The 21,614-nt window shown below is 65.8% G+C and carries 26 protein-coding genes; 9 read left to right on the top strand and 17 right to left on the bottom strand.

Going from position 1 to position 21,614, the window contains the following annotated elements:
• Positions 1 to 100: 100 nt before the first annotated feature.
• Positions 101 to 310, top strand: coding sequence for a Kazal-type serine protease inhibitor domain-containing protein (locus tag AKL29_RS37400; RefSeq protein ID WP_244482640.1), 210 nt, complete (start codon positions 101 to 103; stop codon positions 308 to 310).
• 103 nt (positions 311 to 413) lie between these two features.
• A complete protein-coding gene (locus AKL29_RS37395; RefSeq protein ID WP_050387631.1) occupies positions 414 to 875 on the top strand; it encodes a hypothetical protein in 462 nt (153 codons plus the stop codon).
• Here the strand turns inward: AKL29_RS37395 and AKL29_RS37390 are convergent, their stop codons facing one another.
• Complete coding sequence (locus AKL29_RS37390) at positions 876 to 1,316, bottom strand: SRPBCC family protein (RefSeq protein ID WP_050387630.1); 441 nt, start codon at positions 1,314 to 1,316, stop codon at positions 876 to 878.
• Entirely contained in the window at positions 1,316 to 1,642 is a 327-nt protein-coding gene (locus tag AKL29_RS37385; RefSeq protein WP_028339820.1) for an ArsR/SmtB family transcription factor, read from the bottom strand. Before AKL29_RS37385 ends, AKL29_RS37390 begins: the two co-directional genes overlap by 1 nt.
• Before the next feature lie 146 nt (positions 1,643 to 1,788).
• On the opposite strand from AKL29_RS37385, the gene AKL29_RS37380 reads away from it, so the two are divergent.
• Both AKL29_RS37380 and AKL29_RS37375 read left to right on the top strand, forming a co-directional pair.
• Positions 1,789 to 2,463, top strand: a complete 675-nt coding sequence (locus AKL29_RS37380) for a methyltransferase family protein (RefSeq protein WP_050387629.1) — start codon at positions 1,789 to 1,791, stop codon at positions 2,461 to 2,463.
• A 9-nt stretch (positions 2,464 to 2,472) separates the two neighbouring features.
• The gene (locus tag AKL29_RS37375; protein ID WP_016844775.1) at positions 2,473 to 2,832 is read left to right on the top strand and encodes a GFA family protein; all 360 of its coding nucleotides are present in this window, start codon (positions 2,473 to 2,475) and stop codon (positions 2,830 to 2,832) included.
• Positions 2,833 to 2,942: 110 nt separating this feature from the next.
• On the opposite strand, the gene AKL29_RS37370 is transcribed toward AKL29_RS37375, so the two are convergent.
• On the bottom strand, positions 2,943 to 3,650 hold the full coding sequence (locus AKL29_RS37370) for a glutathione S-transferase (RefSeq protein WP_050387628.1): 708 nt from the start codon (positions 3,648 to 3,650) through the stop codon (positions 2,943 to 2,945).
• Between the two features lie 152 nt (positions 3,651 to 3,802).
• Here AKL29_RS37370 and AKL29_RS37365 point away from each other — a divergent pair, with 152 nt between their 5' ends.
• Complete coding sequence (locus AKL29_RS37365; protein WP_050387701.1) at positions 3,803 to 4,210, top strand: DUF3606 domain-containing protein; 408 nt, start codon at positions 3,803 to 3,805, stop codon at positions 4,208 to 4,210.
• A 116-nt stretch (positions 4,211 to 4,326) separates the two neighbouring features.
• On the opposite strand, the gene AKL29_RS37360 is transcribed toward AKL29_RS37365, so the two are convergent.
• The 9 genes from AKL29_RS37360 to flgB all read right to left on the bottom strand — a co-directional run bounded on the left by AKL29_RS37360 (position 4,327) and on the right by flgB (position 12,548).
• Positions 4,327 to 5,004, bottom strand: a complete 678-nt coding sequence (locus AKL29_RS37360) for a hypothetical protein (RefSeq protein ID WP_050387627.1) — start codon at positions 5,002 to 5,004, stop codon at positions 4,327 to 4,329.
• A gap of 150 nt (positions 5,005 to 5,154) precedes the next feature.
• Positions 5,155 to 6,117, bottom strand: a complete 963-nt coding sequence (locus AKL29_RS37355) for a Tim44 domain-containing protein (RefSeq protein ID WP_050387626.1) — start codon at positions 6,115 to 6,117, stop codon at positions 5,155 to 5,157.
• A gap of 242 nt (positions 6,118 to 6,359) precedes the next feature.
• Positions 6,360 to 8,930: a cell cycle histidine kinase CckA gene (gene cckA / locus AKL29_RS37350; RefSeq protein ID WP_050387625.1), complete on the bottom strand. Its 2,571-nt coding sequence runs from the start codon at positions 8,928 to 8,930 to the stop codon at positions 6,360 to 6,362.
• 142 nt (positions 8,931 to 9,072) lie between these two features.
• Complete coding sequence (gene flhB / locus AKL29_RS37345; protein ID WP_050387624.1) at positions 9,073 to 10,146, bottom strand: flagellar biosynthesis protein FlhB; 1,074 nt, start codon at positions 10,144 to 10,146, stop codon at positions 9,073 to 9,075.
• Positions 10,147 to 10,157: 11 nt separating this feature from the next.
• On the bottom strand, positions 10,158 to 10,928 hold the full coding sequence (gene fliR / locus AKL29_RS37340; RefSeq protein WP_016844767.1) for a flagellar biosynthetic protein FliR: 771 nt from the start codon (positions 10,926 to 10,928) through the stop codon (positions 10,158 to 10,160).
• Positions 10,929 to 10,946: 18 nt separating this feature from the next.
• Positions 10,947 to 11,210 carry a flagellar biosynthesis protein FliQ gene (fliQ, locus tag AKL29_RS37335; RefSeq protein WP_016844766.1) on the bottom strand — a complete coding sequence of 88 codons (264 nt, stop codon included), beginning with the start codon at positions 11,208 to 11,210 and terminating at the stop codon, positions 10,947 to 10,949.
• Positions 11,211 to 11,334: 124 nt separating this feature from the next.
• A complete protein-coding gene (fliE, locus tag AKL29_RS37330; protein WP_016844765.1) occupies positions 11,335 to 11,646 on the bottom strand; it encodes a flagellar hook-basal body complex protein FliE in 312 nt (103 codons plus the stop codon).
• A gap of 26 nt (positions 11,647 to 11,672) precedes the next feature.
• The gene (gene flgC / locus AKL29_RS37325; protein ID WP_018272466.1) at positions 11,673 to 12,098 is read right to left on the bottom strand and encodes a flagellar basal body rod protein FlgC; all 426 of its coding nucleotides are present in this window, start codon (positions 12,096 to 12,098) and stop codon (positions 11,673 to 11,675) included.
• 39 nt (positions 12,099 to 12,137) lie between these two features.
• Complete coding sequence (flgB, locus tag AKL29_RS37320; RefSeq protein ID WP_050387623.1) at positions 12,138 to 12,548, bottom strand: flagellar basal body rod protein FlgB; 411 nt, start codon at positions 12,546 to 12,548, stop codon at positions 12,138 to 12,140.
• Between the two features lie 359 nt (positions 12,549 to 12,907).
• Between flgB and AKL29_RS37315 the strand changes: the two genes are divergently transcribed.
• The 3 genes from AKL29_RS37315 to AKL29_RS41405 all read left to right on the top strand — a co-directional run bounded on the left by AKL29_RS37315 (position 12,908) and on the right by AKL29_RS41405 (position 16,779).
• On the top strand, positions 12,908 to 13,849 hold the full coding sequence (locus AKL29_RS37315; protein ID WP_028337154.1) for a flagellar biosynthetic protein FliO: 942 nt from the start codon (positions 12,908 to 12,910) through the stop codon (positions 13,847 to 13,849).
• Complete coding sequence (gene fliP / locus AKL29_RS37310) at positions 13,846 to 14,598, top strand: flagellar type III secretion system pore protein FliP (RefSeq protein ID WP_063709685.1); 753 nt, start codon at positions 13,846 to 13,848, stop codon at positions 14,596 to 14,598. Before AKL29_RS37315 ends, fliP begins: the two co-directional genes overlap by 4 nt.
• Before the next feature lie 87 nt (positions 14,599 to 14,685).
• Entirely contained in the window at positions 14,686 to 16,779 is a 2,094-nt protein-coding gene (locus AKL29_RS41405; protein WP_082190808.1) for an aminotransferase class V-fold PLP-dependent enzyme, read from the top strand.
• Here AKL29_RS41405 and AKL29_RS37300 read toward each other — a convergent pair.
• The 5 genes from AKL29_RS37300 to AKL29_RS37280 form a co-directional block, all read right to left on the bottom strand.
• The gene (locus tag AKL29_RS37300; RefSeq protein WP_244482639.1) at positions 16,776 to 18,017 is read right to left on the bottom strand and encodes a YbfB/YjiJ family MFS transporter; all 1,242 of its coding nucleotides are present in this window, start codon (positions 18,015 to 18,017) and stop codon (positions 16,776 to 16,778) included. The genes AKL29_RS41405 and AKL29_RS37300 overlap by 4 nt on opposite strands.
• Before the next feature lie 122 nt (positions 18,018 to 18,139).
• Positions 18,140 to 18,391, bottom strand: coding sequence for a tautomerase family protein (locus AKL29_RS37295; RefSeq protein ID WP_050387622.1), 252 nt, complete (start codon positions 18,389 to 18,391; stop codon positions 18,140 to 18,142).
• A 22-nt stretch (positions 18,392 to 18,413) separates the two neighbouring features.
• Positions 18,414 to 19,124 (bottom strand): SDR family NAD(P)-dependent oxidoreductase, encoded by a 711-nt coding sequence (locus tag AKL29_RS37290; RefSeq protein WP_028337159.1) that lies wholly within the window; start codon positions 19,122 to 19,124, stop codon positions 18,414 to 18,416.
• A gap of 87 nt (positions 19,125 to 19,211) precedes the next feature.
• Complete coding sequence (locus AKL29_RS37285; RefSeq protein ID WP_050387621.1) at positions 19,212 to 20,177, bottom strand: LysR family transcriptional regulator; 966 nt, start codon at positions 20,175 to 20,177, stop codon at positions 19,212 to 19,214.
• A gap of 25 nt (positions 20,178 to 20,202) precedes the next feature.
• Positions 20,203 to 20,439: a hypothetical protein gene (locus AKL29_RS37280; RefSeq protein WP_050387620.1), complete on the bottom strand. Its 237-nt coding sequence runs from the start codon at positions 20,437 to 20,439 to the stop codon at positions 20,203 to 20,205.
• 301 nt (positions 20,440 to 20,740) lie between these two features.
• On the opposite strand from AKL29_RS37280, the gene AKL29_RS37275 reads away from it, so the two are divergent.
• The gene (locus AKL29_RS37275) at positions 20,741 to 21,550 is read left to right on the top strand and encodes a glyoxalase superfamily protein (RefSeq protein WP_430648910.1); all 810 of its coding nucleotides are present in this window, start codon (positions 20,741 to 20,743) and stop codon (positions 21,548 to 21,550) included.
• Positions 21,551 to 21,614: the final 64 nt, after the last annotated feature.

Raw genomic sequence — 21,614 nt, 5'->3', positions numbered from 1 at the left:
AGGAGACCTTCATGAAGACAGCGCTTTTCGTCTGGCTCGCGGCGCTGGCCATGTTGATCGCGATCCCGACCGGCGCCGATGCCGCCCGCCTCGGCAAGCCGTGCGGCGGCCTTGCTGGACCCAGTTCTGCCAGTTCAAGCCCGGGACCTGCGGCCGCTTCGACCAGACCGGCACCTGCGCGTTCCGCCCGACGATTTGCAACAAGATCTTCAAGCCGGTATGCGGCTGCGACGGCAAGACGTATGGCAACGATTGCGAACGCCGGGCCGCCGGGGCTTCCAAAGCGCCGGACGGCAGGTGCGCGTCCTGACGTCGCCGTATTGACGCGCTCCGCGGGAGCCTGCATGTAACTTCGCGTACTTTCATACCGCGGGGGGTATTTCGTGACAGCATCGTTGCGCCGACGCTTGCCTTTGAGCATCCGCTCCACTCTGCCGGCCGCGCTGTTCGCGCTGGCGGCGGTTTTCGTCGCAGCGCCTGCGCATGCCGATCCCTGCGTGGACATCGCCAAGCAGCTCGCCGGCCAGATCGACGGGCTGAAGGTCAATTTCAGCGCCGCCAACATCACCTACCTCACGCACCCGGCGGCGAAGGAATTGTCGCTCGGCTGCCGCGGCAAGGATTATTCGATCGAGCTCTACGCCAAGACCGATCGCAAGATGAAGCCGGAGTTCTTCAACCTGGTGGGCTCCGCCACGGCGCTGATCTTCACCGTGCCGAAGGACGACGCCGTCACCGGCACCTCGCGCTGCCTGAAGCGCATGGGCATCTTGCGCGGCAACACCATCACGATGCGCTATCGCCGCCTCAACCTCGAATGCACCCGCAACAAGACCGACGCCTCGATCACTGTTCGCCGCGGCAACAACGAGTGATCAGCCCTCGCCGGTGATGCGCGCGATGGCGTCGAGCACCCGGCCCCATCCCGGGCTCATCATGTCGAAGGCGAAGCGGTTGCCCGGCAGCACGAAGCCGTCATGCACCATCCGCAGATGGGTACCGCCTTCGACCGGCGTCAGCGTCCAGGTGACGATCGTGTCGAGCTTCGAGCCGTATTCCGGATTGGTATCAGCGCCGCCCTTCCAGGAGTAGCGCAACAGGCGCGGCGGATCGCAATCCAGCACCTCGCAATGCACGACACCGTCCCAGTCGCCCATCGGCTTGGTGTGGAAATTGAAGCGATGGCCAACGGCCGGCACGAAATCGTTCGGCATCAGCCATTTCGCGATCCGATCGCTCGTCGTCAGCGTCCGCCAGATCTTCTCGGCCGCGTAAGGCAGCACCTTCTCGACCGTGATCGCGTGCGTCTCACCCATCACTCACTCTCCTTCAACAGCCGTTCCAGATTTGCGAAGCGCTCGGCCCAGAACGTCTCGTAGTGGCCAAGCCAGTCGATCAGCGGACCGAGCCCCTTCGGCGCGATGCGATAATGGATGTGCCGGCCCTCGCGCCGCTCGGCGACCAGCCCGGCATCGCGCAGCGCGCGCAGATGTTGCGACACCGCCGGCTGCGACACCTTTGAACCCTGCACCAGGCCGGTCGCGGCGATCTCGCCTTCCCGCGCAATCCGCTCGAACACCGCCCGCCGCGTCGGGTCCGCGAGGGTCTTCAACACGTCGGTCAGCTGCGTGGCGGCGGGCATGAAAATATATAAGCAATTGCTTATATGATTGTCAATACAGTCGCGACGCAGGAACGCCTCGCCTGCTCCGAAAGTTGATCGCTGCGGTCGCATGTTTGCCGGGAAAAGGGTGCGATAATATCGACTGGAATCGCGCGGAGCCGCTCATGATCGCAAAGCTCCTTCTGCAGAATACCTTCTTCGTCATCGCCATGGCCGTGCTGCTGTTTGCCTTCGCAGGTACGCTGCACTGGCCCGGCGCATGGGCCTATCTGATCGCCTCGGCCGTGATCGGCCCGGCCTGCGGGCTGTGGCTCGCCAAGGTCGATCCCGGGCTGCTGGCCGAGCGCATGCGCCTCACCGCGCGCGAGGGCCAGCCAACCGAGGACAAGCGGTTCATGCTGGTGTTCCTGGTCGTTGCGGTGCTGTGGTTCGTCGCGATGGGGCTCGACCGGCGCTTTGGCGGCGTCAATGACGGCGTGACGCTGATCGTGCTCGGCCTTGCGCTGTATCTGGTCTCGACCGTGGCGATCCTGTGGGTGTTCCGCACCAACTCGTTCGCCGCCCCGGTCGTGAAGGTGCAGACCGAGCGCGACCATCACGTCATCTCGACCGGTCCCTACGCGCTGGTCCGCCATCCGATGTATACGAGCGTGATGCTGTTCTTCATCGGCGTGCCGCTGACGCTCGGCTCCTGGTGGGGCCTCGCCTTCGTGCCGGTGTTCTTCGTGATGTTTGCGATCCGCACAGGGATCGAGGAGCGCACGCTGGCGACGGGATTGTCAGGCTACGCCGATTATGCGGCACGGGTGCGCTACCGCCTCGTGCCCGGGCTGTGGTGAGGGATCATCATGGCGGAGAGCAAGACCTACACCGGCGGTTGCCATTGCGGACAGGTCCGCTTCGAATGCACCACCGATATGGCCATGGTGACGGCCTGCAACTGCTCGATCTGCACCAAGAAGGGCCTGCACTTCGTGTTCATGCCGCCGTCGAGCTTCCAGCTTCGCGCCGGCGCCGAGAACCTCAAGGAATATCTCTTCAACCGCCATGCGATCCGCCATCAACTTTGCGTCGATTGCGGCGTCGACGTGTTCGCGCGCGGCAAGAAGCCCGACGGCACCGACATCGTGGCGCTGAATGTCAGCTGCATCGATGGCATCGATCTGTCGAAGATCGCGATGACGCCGGTGGATGGGCGGAGCCGATGACGACAGTCATTCCGGGGCGGTCCGCAGGACCGAACCCGGAATCTCGAGATTCCCCGACGCGCAATTGCGCATCTGAGGTTCACGCTTCGCGCGCCCCGGAATGACGGGGCCTACAAATCCAGCGCCTTGTAGCGCCGGAAAATGCCCTCTTCGTTGAAGGGAATCCGCCGCTCGCTCGACAGATACGCCTTGATGTTCGGCCGCTCGGCAACGCGATCGCGCAGCGCGATCAGCCGCGGGATATTCTTCTCGAACGCCGCCATCCGCTTCGGAAATGCATAGCGCAGGCCTTCCACGATCTGGAACAGCGACAGGTCGGCGTAGGTCAGCCGGCGGCCGGTGACGAACGCACCGCGGTTGGCTTGCACGAGGTCCTCGAAATAGCCGAGATATTTCGGCACCCGCGAATCCCAGAACTCCTCGGTGCGCTTCTTCGCCGGAGCCCTCTGGTCCTCGTAATACAGCGATGGCCCGAGCGGATGATGGGTATCGTGGATCTCCACCACGAAGTCCGCGATCGTCAGCTGCAGCTGGTGCACCCAGAGCTTTCCGCCCTCAGCCTTCGGCGCCAGGCCGTGGCGCGCGCCGAGATAGAGCAGGACGTTGGCGGTCTGTCCGATCACGAGACTGCCGGCCTTGAGGAACGGCGGCGCAAAGGGCGGCGTGCCCTTGTGTGCCTCCATCATCTTCGTCATGGCACCCATGCCGCCCTTGGCGCGCGCGACATCGGTGTAGCCGGCGCCCGCATCCTCGAGCGCGAGGCGGACATATTCGCCGCGGCCCTGGATCATCGGCCAGTAGTAAAGCTGATAGTGCATGCACTTACCTCCGAAAACTTCGCCGCATCGGTTCGCTTCACCTCGATCGTAGCCACGCCGCGATCAGATCGTCCATCGCGCACCGCTGCCTGTGCGAACCGCACAGAGGCTGCTAAGGTTCCAACGTCGAATCTTCGATGAAGGATCATCTGATGGCGGACAGCAAGAAGAAGCGGGGCGCGGCGGATCGCGCTCTGATCGCGTTGAGCGAGTCCTACGAAGTTGCGTACTGGTCCAAGAAGTTCAAGGTCACGCCGGCGAAGCTGAAAGCCGCCGTCAAGAAGGTCGGGCATTCCGCCAAGAAGGTGGAAGCCCATTTCAAGGAGCAGCGCCACAAGGCCGCCGACCGCGCGCGGATCGCGATCAGCGAGCCCTACGAGGTCCGCTACTGGTCGAAGAAGTTCAAGGTGACCCCTGCCCGGCTCAAGACCGCGGTCGCAGCCGTCGGACATTCCTCGAAGAAGGTCGAAGCCTATTTCGCGGCCAAGAAAAAAACCGCGAAGAAAAAGAAGGCTGCCAAGAAGACCGCAAAGAAGACCGTCAAGCGCAGGAAGAGCTGAGCGCGATCGCACTATCCCGTCATTGCGAGGAGCGGAGCGACGAAGCAATCCATCGCTCCGCACCCACGGCAGGATGGATTGCTTTGCTTCGCTGCGCTTGCAGCAGATGCGCTCCCTCAGTTCGCCGCGAAGCAGTACAGCAGGCCGTCGCCGCCGGTGCTCTTCAGGTCAGCCTGCGAGCAGCCGCCGTCGGGACCGCGCGAGGGATGCGACGTGTTCCAGGATTTTGACGGCTCGTCGTCGCGCAGGCCCTTGCGGTCGAAATGCCCGAGCATCGCGGCGCCTTGCGTGCTGCTTGTCCAGTTCTTGCAGGTGCGGTCCTCGCCGGCCGCAAACGCCGTACCGTCTGCTTGCGATCCCGTCAGCACGTCGTGGCGGTTCGGCGTGTCGCCGGCACCGTTGACGACCTCGCCCTTCTCGGACAGGGCGGTCTGCTTGGTGAGATTGTTGCCGGCGCTGTGCAGGTCGGCGACGTCCTTGGCGACCACGACGCCCTTTACATTCTTCCACGGTCCCTTGCCGATACGATCGCGCGCATTCTCCGCTGCCTTGCCGTCGGCCGTCTGGGTCGAGAGATAGGCGCGCCAGGTCTTCGGCGCACCGAAGCCGGCGGCCTGCGCCAGCGTCTGGCAATGATTGTCGGCGCCGGCGAGCCCGCCGAGATTGCCGCCGTTGCCGATGCCGTTGCTGGTCAGGAAGAAGCTGGTGTCGGCGGTCTGCGCCGCCGCCGGCGGCGCCGCCACGACGACGAACGCAAGACAGGCCGGAACCGCAATATGCGCAACGATCTTCATCTCAATCCTCCCGATGGTTGTTATGGTCCGCTGAGATCAACCCGCAGGCCCTCCGGATATTCCGGCGCCGCGACATGTGAATGAAGGCACAAAGCAAAGGCGCCGCGGACCAGGCCGCGGCGCCTTGTATCTGTCGTCTCCGGCAACCGATCAGTTGGTCTGCTGGATCGCCGAAAGCTCCCAATTGCCGCCGCGCTGGCGCACGAAGGTCCAGACCTCCGTGACCTCCTCCGGCTGCGTGCTGCCGCCGACCTGTCGGCCGGTGCCGCGCTCGAGCACGGTGTCGACCAGCGAGTAGCGCATCGCGACCGTCGCATACTCGCTGTCGCCTTCGCGCCAGGCTTCCGCCAGATCGCCCTGCAGCAGCTTCACATTGGTCACCTTGTTGGTGACGTTGCGCGCCTTGTTCTCCTCGAGATCCTTCGAGAAGTACGACACCATCTCCGGCGTCGCGAGCGTATGCAGCTTCGCGATGTCCTCGTTCGACCACGCGGTCTGGATGTCGCCGAGCAGCCGTTCGAACGTCTCATAGTCGCCCGGCGCGATCTCGACCGGCGCATTCGATCCGCCGCCGAGGCCGAAGCCGAAGCCCGAGCGGGCGTTCGCCTGCGGACCGGGGCCGACGTCGGGGCCACTCGCATAGGCGGCCGCCGGCGTGTTGCGGCGCTGCCACCACGACATCGCAAGGCGAACCACGAGCACGATCAGACCGATCTGCAGCAAGAGGCCGAGCATCGACGACAGGCCGCCGAGACCCGAGAACAGCCCGCCGCCGAACAGCATGCCGAACAGGCCGGCGCCAAGGAAGCCCGCGGCCAGGCCGCCGAGCAGGCCGCGGCCCATTCCGCCGCGACCGAACAGGCCGCCGGAATTCGCCGCCGCCGGCGAGCCCATGTTCGGGCTACCAGGCTGGCTGAAGGTGCGGTTCATCGGCGCAACCGAGCCCGGCGCCGTGTTGGTCGAGGGCGGCGCGGAGAATGTCCGCGAGCCGCGCGAGCCGCCGCCGCCAACGCGGGCGTCGGCCGCCGAAACGGTCATCATCACGGGCAGCGCCAGCGCCATCGCGACGGCGATCGCCCGAACAATTCCACGCGTGCGTTGCGAGAAATTCATGTTGGTTTCCTCAAAGGATTCCCCGGCATGGGGAAACGCCCCTAAGATGGGCAGGGCCGGTTAAAAGTGAAGCGGGAAACGGGAACCACGGCTGCGGCCCTCGGTCGCGGAGATGTGACACTATGGTCCTTGTGGATGCGACGCCGCGTCCTACCCCGAGATGCCGTCGAGATTCAACCGGAACAGCACCCGCCCGCCACCTCCCTGGAACAGGTGAATCCGCAACCCGCTTCGCCGCGCGGCTAATTCGCCGTCATGGTTTCCTTCACCGCGGCGACCAGCTGCGTCAGCGTGAAGGGCTTGGGCAGGAACGCGAACTGCTGGTTCTCCGGCAGGCTCTTCTCGAACGCGTCCTCGGCATAGCCTGAGACGAAGATGATCTTCAGCTCCGCGTTGCGGCTGCGCATTTCCTTCAGCAGTGTTGGGCCGTCCATCTCCGGCATCACGACGTCGGAGACGACGAGATCGACGGCGCCGTTCTTCTCCTCGAACGCCTCCAGCGCCTCGACGCCGTTCGCCGCCTCGATCACACTGTAGCCGCGCGAACGCAGGCCGCGCGCATTGAGCGAGCGCAGGCCGTCCTCGTCCTCCACCAGCAGGATGGTGCCCTGCCCGGTCAGATCCGGCTTCGGCTTGGCGGCCTCCGTGGCGGCGGCGGTTTCCTTGGCCGCACCGTTGCCGACCTGGGCCTCCGGTGCGACCTCCTGCTCCTGGCGATGCCGCGGCAGGTAGATCCGGAACGTGGTGCCGCCGCCCGGCACGGAATCGACATAGACGAAGCCGCCGGTCTGCTTGACGATGCCGTAGACCGTGGACAGGCCGAGGCCGGTCCCCTTGCCGACTTCCTTGGTCGAGAAGAACGGCTCGAAGATCTTGTCGATGATCTCGGCCGGAATGCCGGTGCCGGTGTCGGCGATCTCGATCTTCACATAGTCCGCCGCCGGCATGCCCTTGTTGGCGAGCTGGGCGGCCTCCTCGGTCGGCACGTTGGCGGTGCGGATGATCAGCTTGCCGCCGTCGGGCATCGCATCGCGCGCGTTGACCGCGAGATTGACCACCACCTGCTCGAACTGCGAGACGTCGACCTTCACCGGCCACAGGTCGCGGCCATGCACGAGGTCGAGCTTGACCTTCTCGCCGATCAGCCGGCGCAGCAGCATGGTGAGGTCGCTCAATGCATCGCCGAGATCGAGCACCTGCGGCCGCAGCGTCTGGCGGCGCGAGAATGCAAGCAGCTGCCGCACCAGCGTCGCGGCGCGGGTGGCGTTCTGCTTGATCTGCATGATGTCCTGGAACGACGGGTCGGTCGGCTTGTGCGCGTTCAGCAGGAAGTCGTTGGCCATCATGATGGCCGACAGCACGTTGTTGAAGTCGTGCGCGATGCCGCCGGCGAGCTGGCCGACCATCTCCATCTTCTGCGACTGGTTGATCTGGTTTTCCAGCGCGCGCCGCTCGGTGGTCTCGAGCATGTAGACGATCGCGGTCTCGGCGTCGCGCTCGTCCTTCTCGACGGTGGTGACGAAGAACTGGGCAAAGCGCTCCTTGGGCCCGTCGAGCATCACCTCGACCGGCGCGATGTCGCCCTGGCCCTCGGCCGCCTGGTTGATCGCGGCGATCAGCAGGCCGCGGTCGCGCGGATTGACCGCGCGGAAGATCGACCTGGCGGCGCTGCCGTCGCCGTTCAGGCCCTGCGCCAGCTTGGCATAGCGCGCATTGGCGCCGACCACATTGCCGCCGCGATCGACGGTCGCGATCGCCATCGGCGTATGGTCGAAGAAGCGCATGAAGCGCACCTCGGCGGCGCGCTCCGGATCGGAATGCTCGTCGCGGGCGCGACTGATCACCAGGGTGCGCGAGGCGCCCGCCGCGCCGTCGGCGCCGAAGGCGAGCTTGTGATAGAGCCGCACCGGCACGGTCTTGCCGCCGCGCATCCGCAGGTCGATGTCGAACACCTCGGTCTTGACCTCGCCCGGCACCGCCGCAATCGAGGTCAACAGCGCCGCGCCGTCGCCCGAGACGATGTCGGTCAGTTTCAGGCCGCCCGAGCCGATCTCGGCCAGATCGTAGTCCAGCCAGTTGGCCAGCGTGGCGTTGACATAGGCGATCTCGCCGGCCGGATTGACCGAGAAGAAGCCGCACGGCGCGTGATCGAGATATTCGATCGCGTGCCGCAGCTCCTGGAACACGTCTTCCTGGCGCTCGCGGTCGCGGGTGACGTCGGCGATCGACCAAACCGCGTATTTCGCATCGCGCTTGCCCTCGCCGAGCGGGCGTACGCGCAGGCGCAGCCAGCGGCCCTGCCCGGCCTCGTGGCCGGCGACGCGGACCTCCTCCTGCTGCCGCTTGCCCTCGCGGGCAGCCTTCAAGAGGCGGAATACGGCCTCGGAGACGTCGGGGTTGCCGATGAAGACGCGCTCGACCGGACGGACGTCCTGCGGCCCGGCCGCGCCGGTCAGCGTGAGATAGGCGGCGTTGGAATAGACCACGTGGCCGCGGGAGTCAGTGACGACGAGCCCTTCCTGGGCCTGGTCGGCGATCCGCGCCATCACCGGATCATCGGTGGCACGGTCGGAGAAGCGGATGATGCCGGCGGCAAGGGCGAACAGGTTGAACAGCCCGACGGTGGCGAGCAGCGCCAGCACGCCGAGGATATAGGGCTGCGCCTCGGTGCGGCCGATGGTCATCAGCCAGACCGCCACCGCGACGATGCCGGCGGCGATCAGGACCACCAGCAGGATGCTGCCGTTCCGCCGCGCTGGCCCGTGGGCCACGAACGGCTCGGTCACGGAAGGATCGTTGCTATCGGCGGTCATCTGGAGAGACATGGCTCGTCTGCATCACGAAGGCGACCGGCCGGCCACCTCGCCCCTGAGTGCCTGAATCGGACCCGAAAACGCAAGTCCATCAGGCGTCAATTTCGCAAGTTACGCGCATTTCAAGCGGGTTTTCCGCCCCTTACTGCCGCAGGCCGGACAGGCCGCGCCTCAGCCGCATCACGTAGCCGATGATTTCGGCAACCGCGTGATAGTGCTCGACCGGGATCTCCCGGTCGAGCCCGACCGTCGCATAGAGCGCCCGGGCCAGCGGCACGTTCTCCACGATCGGAATGTCGTGCTCCTTGGCGATCTCCCGGATCTTGAAGGCAAGATTGTCGACGCCCTTGGCGACGCAGATCGGCGCCGACATGCTGCGGTCGTAGGCCAGCGCCACCGAGTAGTGGGTCGGGTTGGTGATGATCACCGAGGCCTTCGGAACCTGGGCCATCATGCGCTTCTTGGCGCGCTGGACCCGCAATTGCTTGATCCTGCCCTTGACGTGCGGGTCGCCTTCCGACTGCTTGAACTCCTCCTTCATCTCCTGCAGCGACATCTTGTGACGCTCGTACCAGGTCCGGTACTGGAAGAAGTAATCGGCGATCGCGACCGCAGCGAGGATGGCCACCACCGCCGCCAGCAGGTGCACCGTCATGCCGGTGATGGCGGGCAGCAGCTCGGCCGGATCGACCCGCAGGAAGGATTCCATCCGCATCCGGTCGGGCCACAGCACCGCGACCATCACGGCGCCGAGCGCGATCAGCTTGAACAGGCCCTTCAGGAAATTCGCCACCGCCTGCTTGCCGAACAACCGCTTGAAGCCGGCGGCCGGCGAGATCTTGGAGAATTTCGGCTTCAGCTGCTCGCCCGACCACACCAGCTGGTGCTGCACCATGTTGCCCGCGATCGCGGCCAGCGCCAGCATCAGGAACGGCACGCCGATCGCGGCGACCACCGCGTAACCGAGCGACTGGGTCAGCGCCAGCAGGCCGGCGCCGTCGGTGCGGATCATCCATGAATTGGCGATCAGGTTGCGCAGCGGCATCAAGATGCCGCTGCCGATCGAGCCCGAAAAGGTCGACAGCACCAAGGTGCCGCCGGCGATCACGAACCAGGTGTTGACCTCCTGGCTCTTGACGACGTCACCTTTCTCGAGGGCTTCATCGAGACGTTTTTGCGTAGGGTCTTCTGTTTTGTCCTCGGTATCGTCCGCCACTTCTTCTCCTCCTAATTCATCGGAGCGAGCTGGCGCATGACGCCGAGGAAATAGTCGAGATAGGTGTTCATCATCGCGGCGAGCACGACGCCGAAGATCAGGAACCCGACCATGATCGAGAGCGGCACGCCGACGAAATAGACCTGCATCTGCGGCATCAGCCGCGCCAGCACGCCAAGCCCGATGTTGAAGACGAGGCCGAACACCAGGAACGGCGCGGACAGCTGCAGGCCGATCTTGAAGGCAGCGGAGAAGGCCGACGTCGCAAGCGCGGCGACATCGCCGGTCGGCATGATCTCGCCCGGCGAGAAGATGCGGTAGCTCTCGCTCAGCGCCGCAATGACGAGATAGTGGCTGTCGGTCGCAAACAGCAGCGTGAGGCCGAGGATGGTGAGGAAGTTGCCGATGATCTGGCCCTGCTGCCCCTGGGTCGGATCGACAGCGGTGACGAAGCCGAGGCCGAGCTGCTGCGCGATCACGGAACCCGCGACGTTGAGCGCCGACAGCGTCACCCGCGCGGTCGCGCCGAGCACGATGCCGATGATGAGCTCATGCACCATCAGGACGCCGAGCGAGGAGATCGACGTCAGATCGACATGATAGGCGTTGCGATGCAGGGGAAGGATGATCAGCGTCAGCAATAGCGCGATCGACAGCTTGACCCGCGCCGGGATGTTGCTCTCGCCGAAACCGGGCAGCAGCATCACCATCGCGCCCACGCGCGCGAAGACCAGCACGAAGATCGCGGCCAGCGCCGGCAGCAGGGAGACATCGATGCGCATGACCGCGGCATTAGTGCATCAACCGCCGATGATTCGCGATGAAATCCGCATCATGTGGCTGGAGAGCGAGTCCGCCATGAACGGCAGCGCCAGCAGCAATGTGACGAAGATCGCGAGGATCTTCGGCACGAAGATCAGGGTCTGTTCCTGGATCTGCGTCAGCGCCTGGAATAGCGACACCACGACGCCGACCACGAGGCCGACCACCATAAGGGGCGACGACACCACCACGATGGTCCAGATCGCATCGCGCGCCACGTCGAGGGTTTCGGGGCCGGTCATTGTTGAGTTCTCGCTGTCAGTTGTTTGCACCGTCGTTCCCGGGGCGATGCAAAGCATCGAACCCGGAACCTCGAGATCCCGACTCGATGCTGCGCATCGCCCCGGGATGGCGTCGCAAGGGACGTCAGATCGGCATCTTCATGATGTCTTCATAGGCCTGGATCACGCGGTCGCGCACCGAGACCAGAGTCGACACCGCAACGTCGGTGTCGGCGACCGCCGTCACCACGTCCATCACGTTCGCCTTGCCCGAGGCCATCGCCATGGTCTGCGCGTCGGACTTCTTGCCCGCCTCCAGGACGCTGCCGACGGAGTCCTTCAGCAGCGCGCTGAAGGACGGGCCGGCGACGGCCTGCCCGGCCTTCTCGGCGCCGCCGCGCTCCATCATCTTGGCGAGGTTGGCGTAGGCGTTGGCGGCAACTGTCGGTGAAGCCATGATTTATGTTCCCTGTTCTTGTTGCGTCAGGACTTGAGGATGTCGAGCGTGCGCTGGATCATCCGCCGCGTCGCGCTGATGATGTTGAGGTTGGCCTCGTAGGAGCGCTGGGCGTCGCGCATGTCGGTCATTTCGACCATCGCATTGACGTTCGGATATTTGACGTTGCCCGAGGCGTCCGCCGCCGGATTGCCCGGCTCGTGCTTGACACGGAACGAAGACTGGTCGGGGCGGATCCGGCCCAGCGCCACGACCTGGGCGTCGAGCGTGCGATCGAGCGTGGATGAGAAGGTCGGCACCTTGCGGCGGTAGGGGTCGCCGCCCGCGGTCTGCGCCGTCGAATCGGCATTGGCGATATTTTCCGAGATCACCCGCATGCGTCCCGCCTGCGCGCGCAGGCCTGAGGTTGCGATGCTCATCGAGCGGGCGAAATCGCTTGTTCCATCTGCCATGGGATCCTCCTGCCGCCGTCAGGCGGGCTAACCCTTGCTCTAGCCCTTGCCGATCGCAGCCTTCAGCAGATGCAGGCTACGGCTGTAGAGCGAGGTGACGGCCGCATAGTCCATCTGGTTGGCCGACACTTTCAGCATCTGCTCCTCGAGATTGACCGCGTTGCCGGCCGGGCGGGTCTGGAACCCGCTCTTGCCGCGATCGTTGTCGAAGCTGTCGGGCGCCCCGGACGCCGCCATGTGGGTGGCGCTGGTCTGCATCATCGGCAGCGTCCCCACGCCGCCGCCAACCGTGGCGCCGGCCCGGTCGAACTTCGGCTCGACCAGGTCGCGCGGCCGGAAGTTCGGGGTGTCGGAATTGGAAATGTTCTCGGCGAGCACCCGCTGGCGCTCCTGGTGCCACTGCATCTTGGTGCGCAACGCCGACAGGATCGGGAGATCGTTCATGGCCATCGCCGCGGCTCCGTTAACCTCTGGGCTCTTCCGAGGTAGGCAGAATTTGCCCGGTGTATGGTTAACGGGTGGTTAAAATGCCGGACGGATCCGTGGAGAACGCCGCAACTGCAGCCTGCGAGCGCATTTTCGCCACGAATGCTGCGTTAACCAGCACAAACCAAGACAGTGTGGGGCACTGAGAAGTCGTTTTGGGACAAGCGATTCTTGGTTTATTAATAGAACAGTGGGCTGCAAGCCGCTGGGAATTAAGAAATAAGGCGAATCTCGGGCGCGATTCGCTGCGCAAACCGCACCTATCAATCCGCGCTCGTTGATGGCGAAAGCTGAGGAAGGCCAAGATGGCCGGGGACTCCAATATGCAGGTCATTACATTCGTCTTGGCATTCGTTGTCGTGCTGGCGCTGATCGGCGTGACCGCATGGCTCGTCCGCCGCTTCGCCGGAAACCGCCTCGGGGCCAACGCCAACCGCGGGCGCATGCCGCGCCTGGCGGTGATTGACGCTGCCGCCGTCGACGGACGGCGCCGCCTGGTGCTGGTCCGCCGCGACAACATCGAGCATCTCCTGATGATCGGCGGCCCCACCGATATCGTCGTCGAGCCGAATATCGTCCGCGCGATGCCCGCGCGCGATCAAATGTCGACCCGGCCCGCGGTCGCAGCCGATGCCGCGCCGCCGCGCGTGGCGCCGCTTCCGGATGCAGCCTGGAACGAGAGCGAAGCCGCCCGCTCCGACAATTTCGACCTTCCCGAGCCGGAGCTGCCGCCGCGTCAGACGCGGCCCTCCTTCGCCGACGAGCTGCGCCGGCCCCCGCCGCCGATCGCCGAGCGTCGCAGCGATCCGCTCGCGGGCTTCACGCCCGAACGCGGCGAGCCGCGGCCCGATCCGATGCCGCCACGCCTGCCGCCGCGCTCCGAGCCGGTCGTCCCGCGTCCGCCGCGCGCCGCCGAGCCGCCGAAGGCGCCGCCGCCGCTGCGCACAACCGAGCGCGCCGTGACGCCGCCGCCACCGCCTCCCCAGGCACCGCCGCCGGCTGCAACGCAGGGGCCTCCAGCTCCGCCGCCTCCATCGAACGCCGACGCCAATCTCGCCGAGATGGCGCAACGGCTCGAAGCGGCGCTGCGCCGCCCGACCGGCGCCGGCGAGACCGTCGCGCCGCCGGTTGCGCCCGAGGCGCCGCCGGCGCGCCCGCAGCGCAGCGAGCCGCCCGCCCCGCCCGCCGGCGGACAGAAGAGCGGGTTCGAAAATCTCGAGGACGAGATGGCCTCGCTGCTCGGCCGACCGAAGAATCCTTCGTGAGGCCAGGGGCAGTCCCGCGTAGAGTTTTTTTCATCGCTGTCCTGATCGCCGCCGGATCCCTCGCTGATCCGGCGATGGCGCAGGATATCAGCATCAATCTCGGCGGCGGCAATGGCGGCGTGACCGAGCGCGCGATCCAGCTGATTGCGCTGCTCACGGTGCTGTCGATCGCGCCGTCGATCCTGATCATGATGACGTCGTTCACGCGCATCGTGGTCGTGCTCTCGCTGCTGCGTACCGCACTCGGCACCGCCACCGCGCCGCCGAACTCGGTGATGATCGCGCTTGCGATGTTCCTCACCGCCTTCGTGATGGGGCCGGTACTGCAGAAATCCTATGACGACGGCATCAAGCCGCTGGTCGCCAACCAGATCGGCGTCGAGGACGCGTTGCAGCGCGCCTCGGTCCCCTTGCGCGGCTTCATGCAGAAGAACGTCCGCGAGAAGGATTTGAAGCTGTTCATGGACCTCTCCGGCGAGCCGCCGCCGGCGACGCCGGAGGAGATGTCGCTGCGTATCCTGGTGCCGGCCTTCATGATCTCCGAGCTGAAACGCGCCTTCGAGATCGGCTTCCTGCTGTTCCTGCCGTTTTTGATCATCGACCTCGTGGTCGCCTCGGTCCTGATGTCGATGGGCATGATGATGCTGCCACCGGTGGTGGTCTCGCTGCCGTTCAAGCTGATCTTCTTCGTGCTGGTCGACGGCTGGGCTTTGGTCGCCGGCAGCCTGGTGCAGAGTTACGGGGGGTAGCGCCCTGCGAAACATTCATGGCCCGTCAGCTGGATCGGCCACACCGTTGCACTATCATGCGCCGCACCGCATCCAGGGAGCCGCGTCGTGCAGCAGCCATTCGACCGCGCCGCAGAAGATCTCGGCAACGCCATCCATCTCGAACATGTCAACGTGCAGGTGCCGGACCAGCGCCTCGCCACGCTGTTCTACGTCGCCGGCACCGGGCTGACCCGCGATCCCTATCTGATGGTCTCCGACAGCAACATGTGGGTGAATGTCGGCCGCAGCCAGTTTCATCTGCCGAGCGGCCGCCAGCAGGTGCTGCGCGGCCACACCGGCATCGTGATCGCCGGGCGGCAGGCCCTGCTGCAGCGGCTCGCCGCCGTCGCGCCCAAGCTCGAGGGCACCGCGTTCAGCTATCGCGAGCGCAATGATCACGTCGAGGCCATCTGCCCCTGGGGCAACCGGCTACGCTGCTTTGAACCGGACGCCGAACGGTTCGGTCGCATCGCGCTCGGCATGCCCTATGTCGAGTTCAAGGTGCCGCGCGGCACGGCCGAGGCGATCAGCAGGTTCTATCCTGAGATCATGGGCATCCCTGCCAGCGTTCTGAACGGCGACGACGTCGTCGCGCGCGCAAAAGTCGGCAAGGATCAGTATCTGCATTTCCGTGAGAGCGACGCGGCGCAGGGCGAATTCGACGGCCATCACATCCAGATCTACATCACGGACTTCTCGGGCCCCTACCAGCGACTGCGCGAACGCAATCTGGTCTCCCGCGAGGACAACCAGTACCAGTACCGCTTCTGCGACATCGTCGATCCGGCCGACGGCCGGCATCTGTTCACCGTCGAGCACGAGGTGCGCAGCGCTACCCACCCGATGTATCTGCGGCCGCTGGTCAATCGCAACCCGGCGCAGACCAACCGCACCTTCGCCAACGGCTACGACCAGGCGCCTTGGGCGATGGGGCCGGACCAGTACGACGGCCGAGCGCGCGCTCTTCCGCGTCACGTCATGATCCGCAAATTCCAGCCGCGAGACGACATGCTTCCCTCCCAGCGCCATCTGTTCGAGATTCCACGCGAGGTCTGCTACCTGAATTCGGCGTCCTACAGCCCGCTGCCGCTGAAGACGCTCGAGGCCGGCCGCGCAGCGGTCGGACGCAAGGGCCAGCCCTGGACCATCGATCCCGGCTTCGCCGGCCGCCAGCATGAGCGCGCCCGTAGCGCGGCGGCCCGCCTGATCAACGCCGCACCTGACGATGTCGCGCTGATCCCCGCGATCAGCTACGGCGTCGCGACGGTAGCAAAGGCGCTGAGCATTCCGCGCGGCTCACGCGTCATCGTGCTTGAGAATGACCATTCCTCGCCGGTCCTCGAATGGCACGCCCGCGCCGAGGCGCAGGGCTTCGTCGTCGACACCGTGCGCCAGCCCGCCGATGGCGACTGGACATCGGCAATGCTTGCAACGATCGAGCGGCCAGGCGCGCCGCCGGTCGGCCTCGCCTCGATCTCCTCGGTGCACTGGTCGGACGGCGGCATGATCGACGTCGACAAGGTGCAGGCCGCGCTGCGGCGGCACGGCGCAATGTTCGTGATCGACGCGACGCAGAGCGTGGGTGTCGTGGCGATGGACGTGACAAGGCTCGACCCCGACGCCGTGATGTTTCCGACCTACAAATGGCTGATCGGCCCCTACGGCCGCGCCTTCCTCTACATTGCAAAACGCCACCAGAACGGCGTGCCGCTGGAGCAGACCTCCAGCGGCCGCCGCAACGTGAATTCCGAGAACCCGGTCTATTTCGGCGATCTCGCCTATGTCGACAACGCCACGCGTTACGACATGGGCGAGCGCGATCATTTCATCACGCTGGAGATGGCCTCGATCGGCATGGAGATGATGGCGGAATGGGGCGCCGCTGCCGTCAGCGCGCGGCTCGCGATGCTCAACGAGCGGATCGCGGGCGGCGTGCGTGACCTCGGGCTCAACGTGCCGGCGCGCAGCGTACGTGCGCCGCACATCCTGAGCCTCGGCATGGCGGGCGGCATCCCGAAAGAACTGATCGCGCGCCTCGCCGCCGAGAACATCCATGTCGCGCTGCGGCTCGGCCGGATGCGGATCTCGCCGCACGTTTTCAACGACGAGGCCGATGTCGATCGCCTCGTCGCGGCCTTGACCAAAACGTTGCGCGGTTAGCTGGACTTGTGCCGCAGTCCGACGACGCCGAACAGTTCGATCGCTAACGCGACGGCCACTCCGGCCGCGCCGATCACGAACAGCAGCGCATAGTCGCCGCCGCTGCGCGCGAACAGCCAGGACAGGCCGTAGGCGCCCGCCGCCTGGAACAGCGCGAAGGTCGTGGTGGCCTGCGCCCAGGCTGAACGCTGGCTCGCCGCGGAATGCGGGATCAGCTCGTGGATGCGGCCGATCACCAGCGGTACGATGCCGGGCGTGAAGCCGCCGACGATCAGGCTCGACACGATCAACGCGGCGGGCGAATTCGTCACGGCAGGCAGCGCAACCGCAACGGCCTCGATCAGGAACGCCGCGCGCAGTGCTGCGGCGAAGCCGGCGCGATCGGCGAGGTGTCCTGTGAGCAACGGTCCGACCACGGCGCCGAAGCCGTACAGCACCCAATAATGCGATCCCGCCGCGATCCCCTGCCCGAGCCCGCGCGCGACGAAATCGACCAGGAACACCATGTGCGGCACCAGCGCCAGCGCGTTGAGGCCATATTCCAGGCACAGCGCGATCACCAGCGGCGAGCGCACGCCGTGCGACACGACGGACTGCTCCGCAACGCCTCGCGCGGCGGGAGCTTCGGCGGGCCACGCCTTCCAGCTGATCAGTGTCAGCACCGCCGACAACGCGCCAAGACCGTACCAGGCTTGCTTGACGCCCTGCTGAAGCAACAGCGGCACCAGCGTGCCGGACGCGGCGACGCCGAGGCCAACGCCGGCGAAGATCACGCCGCCGATCAGGCCGCGCTTGCTCTGCGCGGTATGCGGCAGGATCGCCGTTGCCGCCAGCACCATGATCACGCCGCCACTGACGCCGGCGAGGAAGCGGAAGCCGAAGAACCAGATGAAGGAGATCGGCACCGCGCAGGCAAAGCAGGTGATCGCGGCGAGCACCATCATGCCGCGCAGCGCCCACACCGAGCCGATCCGCGCGCCGACATCGCGGGCGATCAGCGCGCCGGCGAGATAGCCGGCAAGGTTGGCGGCACCGAGATAGACCGCTTCCGCCGGCGTGAACCACTTTGCGGCGATCAATGCCGGGATCAACGGCGTGTAGGCGAAGCGCGCCAGTCCGAGCCCGACCAGCGAGGCGCACAGCCCCGCGGCCGCGGACAGCCACAGCGGCCCGCCGGCATCGCGGCGCGGCTCGGCGTGATGGCGCCGGTGGTGATCGACATTGGCTGACATGGACATCGCAGTAGGCCCTCCGGCCGTTCATGAAAAATGATTAGTTGCGATCGCAGCAATCGCTCGCAGCGATCACGGCTCACCTCTCCCGATCGGGGAGAGGTGCACATTCGGTTTGGGGAAAGCCTTCAGTGGGAAGATTTGGACGCCGCAGCTGCAGCGAGCTTCTTGCGATAGTCCAGCGCGGGCAGCCCGCCCCAACCCCAATTGTCGGTGTCGACTTCCTCGATGACGACGAACGTCGACTCCATGGGCTTGCCGAGCACGTCGCGCAGCAGCTCGCTGGCGCCCTTGATCAATGCAGCCTTCTGCTCCGGCGTGGTGGACGACGCACCCGGCGCCGTCACCTCACGCGTGACCTGGATGGTGACGATAGGCATGGCACTCTCCGGATCGTGCTCGTTAATGACCGGCGCTCTGGCCGCCGTCGACATGCAGGATCTCGCCGGTGACGAAGCCCGCGCCTTCCAGGAACAGCACGGCGTCGACGATGTCCTTGGCTTCACCCATGCGTCCGACCGGATGCTGCTTGGCGAGGAAGTCGTGCGTTGCCGGCGCGTGCATCGGTGTCCTGATCACACCGGGCGAGACCGCGTTCACGCGGATGCCCTTGGCGGCATATTCGATCGCGAGTGACTTGGTGGCGGCGTTCAGGCCGCCCTTGGTCAGCGAGGCCAGCACCGAGGGCACGTTGCTGTTGGCGTGATCGACCAGGCTGGTCGTGATCTGCACGATGTGTCCGGATCCCTGCTTCACCATCTCCCTGGCGGCGCGGCGGGTGATGTAGAAGAAGCCGTTGAGATTGGTCGCCAGCACCTGCGCGTAGTCCTGGTCGGTGTAGTCGGTGAACGGCTTGGCCAGGAAGATGCCGGCATTGTTGACCAGCGTGTCGATGCGGCCGAAGCGCCCGAGCGCCTGCTTGACGATGCGGTCGGCGATTTCGGGATCGCCGATGTCGCCTGCGACGGTCAGAACGTCGCTGTCGGTCGACGGCTTGATGCTGCGGGAATTGGCGACGACGCGCCAGTTGCGGTCGCGATAGCCCTTGACGATGGCCTCGCCGAGGCCCTGCGACGCACCGGTGATGATGGCAACCTTCTGCTCTGCACCCATGATCTCTCTCCATCTGTTGCTGAAGCGACCCAGTGCCGCTTCGATGGAGAGTAAGCTAGATACATCCGCTTTCCGCGCGAATGCCCGCTATTCGGCAGACACCCTTCCGCGGCGCGAACGAATGGCGCCGGCCTTGCTGGCCTCGCGCGACAGCCGCTCGAAATAGCGTTTCAGCCGAGGCGTCGCGAAATCGACGAAGGCGCGCACCTTGGGCACGTCGAAGCGGCCCTGCGGCGCCAAAAGATGCACCGGCAGCGGAGGATGCTCGTCGCCGGCGAGCAGGATCTGCAACCGCCCGTCACGGATTTCCTCGGCGATGTGATACGAGAACAGCCGGGTGACGCCGTGTCCTTCGCTGGCCGAGGCCACCGCCGCGCGCACCGTGTTGACGACCAGCCGCGGCGTGAACTGGACCGCGCGCGCGATCTTCGACTTCGCGGCCGGCGGGAAGCTCCAGGAGTCGAGCCCGAAATGCGTCATGGCGATGATCTGGTGCTTCGCCAGATCAGCCGGCTCGGCGATCAGCGGATGCTGCGCGAGATAGCCGGGCGATGCCGCGACCACGCGGCGCACCTCGCCGAGCTTGATCGCGATGAAACTGGAATCGGCGAGATGGGCGATGCGCAGCGCGACGTCGATCCCCTCGTCGATCAGATTGACGGTGCGATCGAGCATCACGAGCCGTACCGACACCGCCGGATAGTCCGTCATGAAGGCATCGAGCACCGGCCGCAGCACGTCCTCGCCGACCACGACGGGCGCGGTGACGGTCAGCGTGCCGCGCGGCACCGACCGCTCGCCGCCCGCCGAGATATCGGCCTCCTCGAGCTCGCTGAGGATACGACGGCATGCGGCTGCATAGCGCTGGCCGGCATCGCTCAGCTTCAGCGAGCGCGTCGTGCGATGTAACAGCTCGGCGCCGACATGATGCTCAAGGAAAGCGATCGCCCGGCTGACCGCTGCCGGCGAGCGCCGCAACTTCCGCCCGGCACCGGCGAGGCTGCCCTCGTCGACCGCCGCAACGAAGACCTTCATGGCGTCGATGCGGTCCATCGATCCCCCCGCTTCGCGGTCGCCGTTACTCCTTCACGTCATATTGCTTGCTGAGGTGGTCGCCGATCTGCACCAGCATCGCGACGCATTCGGGATAGCCGGGCCTCGCCGCCGTGGCGTCATTGGCGCTGGCGCGAAACTCCCAGCTGTCGCCGTCGCGCAGCACGGAGATATCGATGCCGTCGGGGCAGTCGGCATGGGCCCTCAGCTCGGCCCGCGCCATCGCGATGAGTTCGGCTTCGGTCTTGATCGGCTTGCTCATGTAACGACGTCCTCCCGGCGCTGTGCAACGGACGCCATGGTTGCCGATTTGACGGCAGGATGTCGAGAGCACGCGTGCGATCACAACCAGTTGCAATTGACAAAATGCTCGTCCCCGGCGAACATTTGGCAGGGTCGATACCACCCGCCGCTTGCACCCCGCCCCGGGGACGGTGAAGGTATCAAGCCATGTTTCAGGCTTCCTTTGCCCGCACGAACGGGTCAGCAACGCAAGCCCCTGACGCTTTCCGTTCGTCGATGCAAAGGTTGATCCCATGCGCGACTTTCGTGATGCCAAGACCATGGCGCAGACGCTACGCGATGCGCTCGGCGCCAAATCGATCCCCCTCACCCACAGCGACAGCCTGGAGCTGATCGCCAAACTGTTCGGCCAGCGCGACTGGAACACGCTGGCGGCGCGGATACAGGCCGCCGGCGGATCTGCCGATGTGCCGGCTTCCGCTCCGAGATCGCCGCCGGCCGCGGTGCGGCAAGAGATCGCAGTCGCTGCGGCGGTGCTCGACCGCTATGCGGGCTTCTACCAGCTCAGCGAGCAGGCCGTCCTCAGTGTGATGCGCGAGGATCACCACTTGGCTGTACAGCTCACCGGGCAGCGTGCCGTACCGTTCTTTGCGGAGAGCCAGACCGAGTTTTTAGCCAGGGAGGTCGACGCGCAGATCAGCTTCGTCATCGCGGCTGACGGTCAGGCGACGTCACTGATCCTGCATCAAAATGGCGACAAGCCGATGCCTCGCATTAGCGCTGCAATCGCGAAGCAGATTGCGAATCGCACCGCGGAGCGTGTGAAGAACCAGTCGCCGGCTCCCGGAACCGAGGCCGCGCTCCGCCGCCTGATCGAGGGGGTCGCCTCGGGACAGCCCGACTATGCGGACATGGCCCCCGCGCTCGCCGCGGCGACCCGCGAGCAATTGCCACACCTGCAGCCTTTCCTCGCCGACCTCGGCGCGATCGAATCGACCCGCTTTCTCGGCGTCGGCGCGCAGGGCGAGGATGTCTACAGTGTGCGGCACGCCGACGGTGCCTCGCATTGGCGGATCGCGCTCGACGCGAATGGGATCATCTCGACCGCGTGGGTGTCTGCCGGGCCGTGAGCCCTGCGTTGCTACGGCGCCGCGCTGGCGCGGCGCTCGCCCTTGATGACCGGCAGCGCGCTCA

The sequence above is a fragment of the Bradyrhizobium pachyrhizi genome, assembly GCF_001189245.1.
Taxonomy (GTDB): Bacteria; Pseudomonadota; Alphaproteobacteria; order Rhizobiales; family Xanthobacteraceae; genus Bradyrhizobium; species Bradyrhizobium pachyrhizi.
Note: the sequence above shows the minus strand (reverse complement) of the source record. Positions and strands in the feature narration are given on the sequence as shown.